Raw genomic sequence first — 10,984 nt, forward strand, 5'->3', positions numbered from 1 at the left:
GCCTGATGCGTTTCCGGCCGATCATGATGACGACGCTGGCCGCGCTGATGGGCACGTTCCCGATCGCGCTCGGCACCGGCGCCAGCGCCGAACTGCGCCAGCCGCTCGGTGTCGCGGTGGTCGGCGGCCTGCTCGCCTCGCAGGCGCTGACGCTCTTCGTTACGCCGGTCATCTACGTCTATTTCGAGAATTTCTCTGGCTGGCTGCTCGGCTTCTCCTCGAAGAAGGGCCGGCCTGGGCCGCAGAAAGACGAGGCCGCGGAGCAGCGCTCGCTGTTCGATCCGGAAGAAGGCCGGGTCATCCAGCTCCAAAAAGCCGCGGCCGAATAGCTCGACCGCCGCTTGCTGGCCCAAGCCGTCATGCTTGCGGCCACGTGTCGGCGGTTCTAGTCTGAGCTCATGTCCCACGATCATGCCCATGACAACGAGCTCGATCCGTTCGCGGCGCGCGTGCGCGCGCTGGAAACTATCCTCACCCAGAAAGGCCTGATCGATCCGGCCGCGATCGACGTCATCGTCGACACCTACGAGACCAAGATCGGCCCGCGCAACGGCGCCCGGGTGGTGGCCAAGGCCTGGACCGATCCGGCCTATGCCGACTGGCTGAGGCGCGATGCGACGGCGGCGATCGAATCGCTGGGCTATACCGGCCGGCAGGGCGAGCACATGCAGGCCGTCTTCAATAGCGAGGAGACGCACAATCTCGTCGTCTGCACGCTGTGCTCCTGCTATCCGTGGACGGTGCTCGGCCTGCCGCCGGTCTGGTACAAGGCGCCGCCCTATCGCTCGCGGGCGGTGATCGATCCGCGCGGCGTGCTGGCCGAATTCGGCCTGACCTTGCCGGCGGACTGGAAAATCCGCGTCTGGGATTCGACGGCGGAGCTGCGCTATCTGGTCGTGCCGATGCGGCCGAAGGGCACCGAGGGCTGGAGCGAGGAGCAACTGGCCGAACTGGTGAGCCGCGACGCGATGATCGGCACCGCGCTGGCCAAGCTGCCCGAATGATGGGGGAGCCGGCATGAACGGGCCGCAGGATCTCGGCGGGCAGATGGGCTTCGGGCCGGTCGCGCCCGAGAAGGACGAGCCCTATTTCCACGCCGCCTGGGAAAGGCGGGCACTCGGCGTGACGCTCACTGCGGGTGCGATGGGCGCCTGGAACATCGACGAGAGCCGGCACGCGCGGGAATCGCTGCATCCGGCCGACTACTATGCCTCCAGCTACTACCAGATCTGGATCAAGGCGCTGGAAGTGCTGTTGAAGCGCCATGGCTTCATCAGCGACCGCGATCTGGCCGAGGGCCGGGCGCTCGATCCGGCAGCTGCTCCCAAGAGAGTGCTGAAGGCGGAAAACGTGCCGGCTGCGCTGGCCAGGGGCGGCCCATGCAACCGGCCGGTCGCCACGCCGGCGCTGTTCAAGGCCGGCCAGCGGGTGCGGACGAAGAATTTCAATCCGAACGGCCACACGCGGCTGCCGCGCTATGCGCGCGGCAGGCAAGGCACCATCGAGGCGGTGCGCGAGGGTTTTGTCTTTCCCGACAGCAACGCGCACGGGCAAGGCGAGAACCCGCAATGGGTCTATACGGTCGTCTTCGACGGCACGGAGATCTGGGGCGATGGCGCCGACCCGACGCTGACCGTGTCGATCGATGCCTGGGAGAGCTATCTTGAGCCGGCGTGAAGACCTGCCGGCGGCCTTCGACGAGCCGGTCTTCGCCGAGCCGTGGCAGGCCGAAGTCTTCGCCATGACGGTGGCGCTGCATGACAAGGGCCTGTTTTCCTGGCGCGAATGGGCCGACGCATTGTCCGCTGAAGTGAAGAAGCCGGGTGCAGCAGCGGACGGCCATGACTATTACGAGCACTGGTTGGATGCGCTGGAGAGCTTGCTGTCGGCCAAGGGCGTCGCCGGCAGGGTCGAGGTCGACACGCTTGCCGCTGCCTGGGAGCGCGCCGCGCACGCCACGCCGCACGGCAAGCCGATCCTGCTCGAGAACGATCCCCAACTCGACTGCGGGCGGTAGGGGGCCAGGTGGAATCGTCTGCCGCGCCATGGCCTTTGCTTCAAATCGCGATCGAGCCGAAGTCGAAAGCCAATCAGGAGAAGCTGCTTGTCGCCTTGTCGAAGCTGGCGGATGAGAATCCTGACTTCCAAGTTACGTCAGATGAGGAATCGGGCCAAACTATCATCGCCGGCAGGGACGAGTATCACCTGGTCATCATGGTCGACCGCCTGCGCGACGAATTTGAGATCGGCGTGAATGTCGGTGCTCTGCAAGTGGCCTATCGCGAAACGATCACCCACGCCTGCGAACAGGACTACACCCACAAGAGGATTTTCGCCGGTAGGGGCCAGTTCGCTCGCGTCAAGATTGCGTTCGAGCCGAACGCATACAACGCGAACTTCGTATTTGTGTCCACGATCGTCGACGGTGCGATGCCAGACGAATATGTTGCGGGAGTCGAAAAGGGGCTGCGCAGCGTCCTATCCTTGGGCCCCTTTGCAGGGTTCCCGATGATCGGCGTCAAGGCGACGTTGGTGGATGGCGCCTGTCACGAAACCGACTCTTCGGCTTCTGCTTTCGAGATCGCAAGTCGCGCCTGCTTCAGGGAAGCAGCGCCCAAACTCGGCGTGCGGTTGCTTGAGCCGATCATGAAGGTCGAGGTGGTGACGCCGGAGGATTATGTCCGCGACATTGCCGGCGACCTGAAGAGCCGTCGCGGCAAGATCGAGAGTCAAGAAATCCGGGGGATGGAGGTGGTCGTCGATGCGCTAGTGCCGCTCGCAAACATGTTCAAGCTGGAGGATACGCTCCGGTCGCGCTCGAAAGGGCAAGCGCGCGTCAGTGTCAGCTATGCCGGATACGTTCCTGTCCCCGTTCCACCCGACGATCGCGACCCGCCAGCGGCGATGGCTCTTGCCTGACCTCCACGCCGTTCGAATCCAACTGAGACGCGATAAGATTTGTTCCCTTTACGTTCTAGTTGGCGCCTGATAGTTTGAGCCGCAGTAGACGCCGAGTTCACCACCGGCGGTGGTCGATATGGCCGCTGACCTTGTCTTTCGCTCGCGAATCCGGTCTTTCCAGCTGATGGAATTCTCCCCCCAACAGGACGAGGCCTTGAAGGCGGTCGCGCGCTGGCTGAAGGATGGCCGGCCGCAGATTTTCCGGCTGTTCGGCTATGCCGGCACCGGCAAGACGACCCTGGCGCGCTATTTCGCCGAGCATGTCGACGGCCAGGTTCAGTTCGCCGCCTTCACCGGCAAGGCGGCGCAGGTGCTGCGCTCCAAGGGCGCGGTCAATGCCCGCACCATCCATTCGCTGATCTACAGGCCGAAGGGCGAGGAATCGGTGTCGGACGAGGTGACCGGCAAGACGTCGATCTCGCCGACCTTCTCGCTCAACCGGCAAAGCCCGATCGCGCGCGCCAAGCTGGTCGTCATCGACGAGTGCTCGATGGTCGACGAGCAACTCGGCCGCGACCTGATGAGCTTCGGCACGCCGATCCTGGTGCTCGGCGATCCGGCGCAGCTGCCGCCGATATCCGGCGGCGGCTTCTTCACAGAGCACGAACCGGACGTTCTGCTCACCGAAATCCATCGCCAGGCGCGCGACAATCCGATCATACGGCTGGCGCTCGACGTGCGCGAAGGCCGCGAATTCATGCGCGGCGACTACGGCACGGCGCAGGTCATCGGCAAGGAAGACGTCAACCAGGAACTGGTGCTGAAGGCGGACCAGGTGCTGGTCGGCACCAACCGCACGCGCAGGCGCTATAACCAGCGGCTGCGCGAGTTGAAGGGCTTCAACGCCGACTTCCCGCAGGCCGGCGACAAGCTGGTCTGCCTGCGCAACGACCCCGCCAAGGGCCTGCTCAACGGCTCGCTGTGGAAGGTGATGACCTCGTCGCGCGAGACGGTGAAGCCCGGCATCAACCTGCTGGTCTCGCCGGAAGAGGACGATCCGGACCGCGGCGTCGCCAAGATCAAGTTGCTCAAGGCGGCGTTCGAGGACCCCGACGCCGAGATCCCCTGGCAGCAGAAGAAGCGCTTCGACGATTTCGACTATGGCTATGCGCTGACCGTGCACAAGGCGCAGGGTTCGCAATGGAACGACGTCGTGCTGTTCGACGAAAGCTGGGCCTTCAAGGAAACACGCCAGCGCTGGCTCTATACGGCGATCACGCGGGCTGCGGAGCGGCTGACCGTGGTCAGGTAAGGCGGCCCGTCAACGTCGCGCGATCGGTACGGCGCCGAGCCACTTCCAGGCGGCGGCCTCGTCCTCGGCCTTGAAATACTTGAGGTCGACGGGCAGGGGTTTTGCAAGAAGGCCGTGAAACTCGCTAGTCCAGTCCGGCTCGCCGATCGTGGCGCAGCGGCCGACATGCCGCAGCGCCAAGGTCGTGCCCTGTGTGAGCGTTTCGCCGGCGACATTGCTCCAGTCAACACCACCGAGTTCGACGAGCCGCACCAGCACGTCGATCTTCGAATAGAGTGCGCAGGCGGCCTCCAGCAGGCCGAACAGGTTTTCTGCATCGGCGCCGGCGACATCGCCGACGACGTCGATGGCGAAAAGGTCGTCGCGGTCGGTGTCGATGCGGCGTATCACCGGCACGGTTTCGAGGAAATTCACAGGCACCTCCTTCCGCTTGCCGCCGTCCTTCCGTCTGGAACACCGGAACCCCCCTGTCTGTTCCCACCAAAGACGGTATAGATGCGCCGCCAATGCACTCGGGGACCCGAAGCCATGCCCGCCAAGCTTTCCGTCAACCTCAACGCCATCGCCATGCTGCGCAACCGCCGCGATCTGCCCTGGCCGAGCGTGATCCGGCTCGGCCGCATTGCGCTCGCCGCCGGCGCGCATGGGCTGACCGTGCATCCGCGGCCCGATGAGCGGCACACGCGGCGCGCCGATTTGCCTCAGATCAGGGCGCTGATCGACGACGAGTTCCCGAAGGCGGAATTCAACATCGAGGGCCATCCCACGGAGGAATTCCTGGCGCTTGTGGAACAGCACCAGCCCGACCAAGTGACGCTGGTGCCGGACGATCCGAGCCAGGCAACGTCGGACCATGGCTGGAACTTCATCGCCGACGCGGCGTTCCTCACTCCGATCGTCAAGCGGTTGAAGAAAGGCGGCTTTCGCGTGTCGCTGTTTGCCGATTCGGATCCGGGCGGCGTGAATGCCGCGCGCGATACCGGCGCCGACCGTATCGAGCTCTATACGGGCCCATACGGCAGTTGCCATTCCGATTCCATCAAGGCAGCCAAGGAACTGGAAAAATTGGGAAAAACCGCGGATGCGGCATTTGCCGCGGGGCTGCAGGTCAATGCCGGGCACGATCTGACGGTCGACAATTTGCCGGCGCTGGCAAAGCGCATTCCGGCATTGGCCGAAGTGTCAATCGGTCACGGGTTGACAGCCGATGCATTGGAGTATGGCATGGCCGGCACGGTGGGACGGTTTCTCGGAGCTTGCGGTTGGTAGAGAGGCAAGCCCCGCGTTGCCGGCATGGAAGCCATAACGTGACGGCACTTGATATTGCATCGCAGCAAGCGTAGAGCACCGCGCGTTTATCGGAGTGTCGTTTATGGCCCTTGCCAACACTGGTAGTGAGGCAGAACCCGTCGACCAATCGAGCCATCCAGAAATCGAGCAGCACAGCACCAAGGTGTTGATGCTGGGCGCGCTCGGTGTGGTCTATGGCGATATCGGCACGAGCCCGATCTACGCGTTCCGCGAGGCGCTGGTGGCGTCGTCGGGCGGCGAGGTCGCCGAGCGCGGCGACATTCTCGGCGTGCTGTCGCTGATCATTTGGTCGCTGACCATCATCGTCACCATCAAATACATCATGTTCGTGCTGCGCGCCAACAACCGCGGCGAGGGCGGCGTGCTGTCGCTGATGGCGCTGGCGCGCAGCAGTTTTGCCACGCGCTCGGCGATCATCCTCGCCATTGGCATCGTCGGCGCTTCGCTGTTCTTTGGCGATGCGGTCATCACGCCGGCCATCTCGGTGCTGTCCGCGGTCGAAGGCATGAATGTCGTCACGCCTGCCTTCCAGCCTTACGTGGTGCCGCTGACGCTGCTCATCCTAGCGATCCTGTTCGCGGTGCAGCGGTTCGGCACCGGCGGCGTGGCGCTGATCTTCGGCCCGATCACGGCTGTCTGGTTCCTCGCCATCGGCCTGTCAGGCCTCAACCACATCATCGACGATCCCGAAATCCTGCTGGCGGTCAGCCCGCACTACATCGTCGCCTTCCTGATCCATTCGCCGGACGTCGCCTTCGTCACCATCGGCGCCATCTTCCTCGCCGTCACCGGCGCCGAGGCGCTCTATGCCGATCTCGGCCATTTCGGCCGCAAGCCGATCGTGCTCGCCTGGCTGGCGATCGTGTTTCCCTGCCTGCTGCTCAACTACGCCGGGCAGGGCGCCTTCGTGCTGACGAAGAACGGCGTCGTCGGCCATCCGTTCTTTGAAATGAACGAGGGCTGGACGCTGATACCGATGGTGGTGCTGGCGACCGCCGCGACCGTCATCGCCAGCCAGGCGGTGATCTCCGGCGCCTTTTCGCTGACCAGGCAGGCGGTTCAGCTCAACATGCTGCCCAGGCTCGAGATCCTGCACACGTCGGAAAAGCAGTCCGGCCAGATCTACATGCCGCGCGTCAACCTGCTGCTGGCGCTGGTGGTGATGCTGCTGGTGGTCGGCTTCGGCGAATCCAGCAGGCTGGCCTCGGCCTACGGCATCTCGGTGACCGGCAATATGCTGGTGACGACGGTATTGCTCTATGTCGTCATGTCGCGCATCTGGAAATGGCCGTCCTGGCTGGCGATCAGCCTGACGGCGCTATTCGCCTTCATCGACGTCGGTTTCTTCGCCTCCAACATCGTCAAGGTATTCGAGGGTGGCTGGGCGTCGCTGGCGGTGGCCTTCGCGATCATCATGGCCATGTGGACCTGGGTGCGGGGCAGCCGCTACCTGTTCGACAAGACCCGTCGCAACGAGATCCCACTCGATTTCCTCGCCGGCAACCTGCTGAAGAAGAAGCCGCAGCTGGTGTCGGGCACGGCCGTGTTCCTGACCAGCGATCCCTTGAGCGCGCCGACCGCGTTGATGCACAGCCTGAAACACTACAAGGTGCTGCACGAGCAGAACGTCATCCTCTCGGTGGTGACCGCGCCGCAGCCGGTGGTGCCCGACAGCGACCGCGTCAAGATGGAGACGGTCAACGAACTGTTCATGCGGGTGACGCTGAACTTCGGCTATATGGAGCAGCCCAACATCCCGCGCGCGCTGGCGATCTGCCGTAAGCAGGGCTGGAAGTTCGATATCATGACGACGTCCTTCTTCCTGTCGCGGCGTTCGCTGAAAGCCTCTCCCAATTCCGGCATGCCGCTGTGGCAGGACCGGCTGTTCATCGGCCTGGCAAGAACGGCGGCGGATGCGACAGAGTACTTCCAGATCCCAACCGGACGCGTGGTCGAGATCGGCACGCAGGTGGCGATATAGAGAAAGGCCGCGCCCGCAAGGAGCGCGGCCTTCACAGTTGTGAGCGCGTGCTGCCGCCTCAGCCGGCGAGCGCTGCCTTGTTCGCCTCAAGGAACTGCTTCAGCGACTTCGGCTTGCGTCCCGACAGCGTCTCGATCGCGTCCGTCACCATGGAGATGCGGCCGGAGCGGGTGTTGGCGTCGAAGGAAACGATGACGCGGGCGAACTCCTCGGGAACGCCGGCTGCCTTCACGCCCTCGGTCAGGGCCTCGTCGGGCAACTGAATGACTTCCAGCGGTTTGCCGGTGACCTCGCTAACGAGGGCGGCGATCTCGGTCGTTGTATAGGCCTGCGGGCCGGTCAGCGTGTGGATCCGGCTGTCGGTCGAGCCGGAAGCGAGGCCGGCGGCAATCGCGGCGGCCATGTCGTCGCGCGCTCCATGGGCGATACGCCCTTCGCCCGCCGACGTATACCACTTGCCCGAGGCAATTGCGTGCGGCAGCGCCAGGAACAGGTTCTCCTGGTACCAGCCGTTGCGGAAGATCGTGTAGGCGATACCACTCGCCTTGATCGCCTGTTCAGTGCCGTAGTGGTCGCCGGCAAACAGCACCGGCGAGCCCGGCTCCGGATTGGGCATCGAGGTGTAGAGCAGATGCGAAACGCTGGCCGCCTTGGCGGCGGCTACCGCGGCCTGATGCTGCTTGAGGCGCCGGTCGCTCTTGAGGTCGAGGTCGCCGGTCGAGATGATCAGCACTCGGTCGGCACCTTCGAAGGCCTGTTCCAGCGAGGCCTGGTCATTGAAGTCGGCCGCCCTGACGGTGATGCCGAGCGCCGCGAGATCGGCGAGGCTTTCGGGATTGCGCGTGGTGGCGATGATGCGCGCCGGCGCAATCTTCTGCGCGTCGAGCAGATGGCGCAGGACGCTGCGGCCAAGCTGGCCGGAAGCGCCGGTGACTAGAAGGGTTTCGCTCATGGGGGATCCTGATGTTGTGCCGAAGCGGCGGGTGCTTGTGACAGTCTCAAAAAGAGACCAGCACTAAATTAGGAATTGACCGCATCCCGTAAAGAAGGCAGTTTTCAGGGAGGTAGGCACACGCAGGGAACCAACGATGGACGGCAAGATCGTCAATCTGAAATCGAAGATCGAGATCTATAAGGCCATGACGGACGGCGCCAATTTCGCCAATTGCCCGGTTCGCGACGTCATGCAAGGCATGAACGGCAAATGGAGCCCGTTGCTGGTAACGGCGCTTGCGGAAAAGCCTTATCGCTTCGGTGAACTGCGGCGGCTGGTTCCCGACATCTCGCAGCGCATGCTGACCCAGACGCTGCACGAATTGCAGCGCGACGGCTACGTCCATCGCGAGGTGTTCCCAACCAAGCCGCCAAGTGTCGAATACAGCCTGACCGATCTCGGGCGTTCGATGTTCGTGCCCCTGTATCAGCTCGTCCAATGGGCCGAACTCAACCATGACGCGGTGCGCGAGGCGCGTGCCGCATTCGACGCCGCGCAAGCCTAAGGCGCGATGCGTTAGCGCGGTGGCTTGATTTGGCAATGCTGCTGTTCGGGCTGGGCGGGCAATGCAAGAATCTCTCGATATCGCGATTGCCGGCGCCGGGCCGGCCGGGCCGGCCACGGCGCTCCATCTCAACCGGTCAGGACACCACGTCACCGTCTTCGAGCGGTTCGATGAACCGAAGCCGGTCGGTTCCGGGCTGATCCTGCAGCCGACCGGGCTCAGCGTGCTGGCCGAGCTTGGCTTGCTCGACGACATCCTCTCACTGGGCAGCCGCATCGACCGACTGCACGGCGCCGACGCCGGAAGCGGCCGCACGGTGCTCGACGTCCGCTATGACGCCCAACGCGGCGGCCGCTTCGGGCTGGCGGTGCATCGTGCGGCCCTGTTCGGCGTGCTGTTCCGCGCCGCCCGGCGCGAGGCGATCGCTATCGAGACGAATGTCGAAATCGAGGCTAGGAAGCGCGGTGGCCTGATCACCTTGCCGGATGATCTGAGACAAACGCGAAGCCTTGGCGCGCAGGAAGGCCTCGAGGCGCTGCGGATAATCCTGGTCGACCGCTTCCTTCACCGACCGCCGTTCGCTCAGCGCCTGGCGCCATTCCGCGAGCATCGGCTTTCGATCGAGGATGCCGAAATCGCTGATCCGGTCGAAGAGGTCGAAATAGCGGAAGATCGGCCCGTAGACGGTGTCGACCAGTGAAAAATACGCGCCGGCGAACCAGGGCCCCGGGCTCGTGCGGTCTGCCAGTTCCGCCTCCAGCCGATCGAACATCGCCGACAGGCCGCTGGCTTCGGACCGGAACGCGGCCTCGCTGGAAGCGGAGTAGAACCGGCCGATGGCGTTCAGGATGGCTGAACCAAACTCGATCCAGGCGCGGTGCCGGGCGCGCGTCAGCGGATCAACGGGGTGTAGCGGATTGGCTTCGGTTTCCTCGAGGTATTCGAGGATCACCGCCGATTCGAAAATCACCGTCTCCTCGCCATCGCGATCGACGCTGAACAGCGGCACCTTGCCGAGCGGCGAGATCGCCCTGAACCAGTCCGGCTTGTTGGCGAGATCGATCATCACGCGCTCGAATGGCACGCCCTTCTCGGCAAGGGCAATCGCCGCGCGCTGCACATAGGGGCACAAATGATGGCTGACGAGTGTGAGCTTGCCGGACATCTCACTCTCCCCAGACATAGTTGAGCGCGCCGTCCTCGACGCGAGTCGAGAGAAACATCAGGCGCGCGTTTTTAGGCGCCGGCCCTTCGACGCGGTCACCGCTGGCCATATCGAAGGATGCGCCGTGCCACTGGCAGACGAGCTTGCCATCCTTGCAGTCGAGTGGTCCGCCGAAATGCAGGCAGGCATTGGCGGCTGCGCGGACGCGGTCGCCGCTGCGCCAGACATGCACCTCGCGGCCAAAGAACGGGGCAATCAGGCTGCCCGTCTCCGGGATGTCGGCGATCTTGCAGATTTCGTGCTTCATCGGATTTGCCTTTCATATCGATGCAGATGCATCTATATAGATGCAGATGCATTGATCGTCAAGCTTGATGCAATTGCATCTACCTTCTATGATTTGGCATGAACGAGAAAACCTCCCCTTCGCCTGCCGCCATCAAGGCCTGGGCCCGCCTGATACGCGTTTCGCGCCAGCTCGTGGAAAAGGTCGAGGATGCGCTGAAGGAGAACGGCCTGCCGCCGCTTGCCTGGTACGACGTGCTGCACGAGCTTGCCGAAGCGGGCGAGGGCGGGCTGCGGCCGTTCCAGCTGATCGAGCGGACCTTGTTTGCGCAATACAACATCTCGCGGCTGCTGGCGCGGCTCGAGGCCGATGGCCTGGTCGAGAAGCTGCCGGTCGCGGATGACGGCCGCGGCCAGACCATCCGCACAACCGGCAGCGGGCGCGAGACGCGTCGCCGCATGTGGGCCGTCTACGGGCGGTCGATCGCCGAGTTGGTGGGCGCCAGGCTTCCGGTCGAGGACGTTGAGAC

At 64.0% G+C, this 10,984-nt stretch carries 13 protein-coding genes and 2 pseudogenes; 11 read left to right on the forward strand and 4 right to left on the reverse strand.

Annotated elements, in window-relative coordinates:
* The 6 genes and pseudogenes from EN745_RS19760 to EN745_RS19785 form a co-directional block, all read left to right on the forward strand.
* Positions 1 to 329: efflux RND transporter permease subunit (locus tag EN745_RS19760; protein ID WP_189363094.1), on the forward strand; the 329-nt coding region annotated here is incomplete at its 5' end.
* 69 nt (positions 330 to 398) lie between these two features.
* Entirely contained in the window at positions 399 to 1,004 is a 606-nt protein-coding gene (gene nthA, locus EN745_RS19765; RefSeq protein WP_127422055.1) for a nitrile hydratase subunit alpha, read from the forward strand.
* Positions 1,005 to 1,017: 13 nt separating this feature from the next.
* A complete protein-coding gene (gene nthB / locus EN745_RS19770) occupies positions 1,018 to 1,677 on the forward strand; it encodes a nitrile hydratase subunit beta (RefSeq protein WP_126053976.1) in 660 nt (219 codons plus the stop codon).
* The gene (locus EN745_RS19775) at positions 1,664 to 2,017 is read left to right on the forward strand and encodes a nitrile hydratase accessory protein (RefSeq protein WP_126053977.1); all 354 of its coding nucleotides are present in this window, start codon (positions 1,664 to 1,666) and stop codon (positions 2,015 to 2,017) included. Before nthB ends, EN745_RS19775 begins: the two co-directional genes overlap by 14 nt.
* A gap of 26 nt (positions 2,018 to 2,043) precedes the next feature.
* Positions 2,044 to 2,919: pseudogene (locus EN745_RS19780) on the forward strand (translation factor GTPase family protein); the annotation flags it as partial.
* 166 nt (positions 2,920 to 3,085) lie between these two features.
* Positions 3,086 to 4,213 carry an ATP-dependent RecD-like DNA helicase gene (locus tag EN745_RS19785; RefSeq protein WP_127400594.1) on the forward strand — a complete coding sequence of 376 codons (1,128 nt, stop codon included), beginning with the start codon at positions 3,086 to 3,088 and terminating at the stop codon, positions 4,211 to 4,213.
* Positions 4,214 to 4,222: 9 nt separating this feature from the next.
* Here the strand turns inward: EN745_RS19785 and EN745_RS19790 are convergent, their stop codons facing one another.
* The gene (locus EN745_RS19790; protein WP_126053980.1) at positions 4,223 to 4,627 is read right to left on the reverse strand and encodes an STAS/SEC14 domain-containing protein; all 405 of its coding nucleotides are present in this window, start codon (positions 4,625 to 4,627) and stop codon (positions 4,223 to 4,225) included.
* A gap of 114 nt (positions 4,628 to 4,741) precedes the next feature.
* Between EN745_RS19790 and EN745_RS19795 the strand changes: the two genes are divergently transcribed.
* On the forward strand, positions 4,742 to 5,482 hold the full coding sequence (locus tag EN745_RS19795; protein ID WP_126053981.1) for a pyridoxine 5'-phosphate synthase: 741 nt from the start codon (positions 4,742 to 4,744) through the stop codon (positions 5,480 to 5,482).
* Positions 5,483 to 5,585: 103 nt separating this feature from the next.
* Positions 5,586 to 7,505, forward strand: coding sequence for a potassium transporter Kup (locus EN745_RS19800; protein ID WP_126053982.1), 1,920 nt, complete (start codon positions 5,586 to 5,588; stop codon positions 7,503 to 7,505).
* Between the two features lie 58 nt (positions 7,506 to 7,563).
* On the opposite strand, the gene EN745_RS19805 is transcribed toward EN745_RS19800, so the two are convergent.
* Positions 7,564 to 8,457 carry an SDR family oxidoreductase gene (locus EN745_RS19805; RefSeq protein WP_127422056.1) on the reverse strand — a complete coding sequence of 298 codons (894 nt, stop codon included), beginning with the start codon at positions 8,455 to 8,457 and terminating at the stop codon, positions 7,564 to 7,566.
* Between the two features lie 136 nt (positions 8,458 to 8,593).
* Between EN745_RS19805 and EN745_RS19810 the strand changes: the two genes are divergently transcribed.
* The gene (locus EN745_RS19810) at positions 8,594 to 9,004 is read left to right on the forward strand and encodes a helix-turn-helix domain-containing protein (protein ID WP_126053984.1); all 411 of its coding nucleotides are present in this window, start codon (positions 8,594 to 8,596) and stop codon (positions 9,002 to 9,004) included.
* A gap of 61 nt (positions 9,005 to 9,065) precedes the next feature.
* Positions 9,066 to 9,704 carry an FAD-dependent oxidoreductase gene (locus EN745_RS37655; RefSeq protein ID WP_348630969.1) on the forward strand — a complete coding sequence of 213 codons (639 nt, stop codon included), beginning with the start codon at positions 9,066 to 9,068 and terminating at the stop codon, positions 9,702 to 9,704.
* On the opposite strand, the pseudogene EN745_RS19820 reads toward EN745_RS37655, so the two are convergent.
* Positions 9,603 to 10,187, reverse strand: a pseudogene (locus EN745_RS19820) (glutathione S-transferase family protein); the annotation flags it as partial. The gene EN745_RS37655 and the pseudogene EN745_RS19820 overlap by 102 nt on opposite strands.
* Entirely contained in the window at positions 10,171 to 10,476 is a 306-nt protein-coding gene (locus tag EN745_RS19825; RefSeq protein WP_126053986.1) for a Rieske (2Fe-2S) protein, read from the reverse strand. The gene EN745_RS19825 and the pseudogene EN745_RS19820, both read right to left, overlap by 17 nt.
* A gap of 98 nt (positions 10,477 to 10,574) precedes the next feature.
* On the opposite strand from EN745_RS19825, the gene EN745_RS19830 reads away from it, so the two are divergent.
* The coding region (locus EN745_RS19830; RefSeq protein ID WP_145992075.1) for a helix-turn-helix domain-containing protein at positions 10,575 to 10,984 on the forward strand (410 nt) is incomplete at its 3' end.

Source organism: Mesorhizobium sp. M4A.F.Ca.ET.022.05.2.1, assembly GCF_003998845.1.
GTDB lineage: Bacteria > Pseudomonadota > Alphaproteobacteria > Rhizobiales > Rhizobiaceae > Mesorhizobium.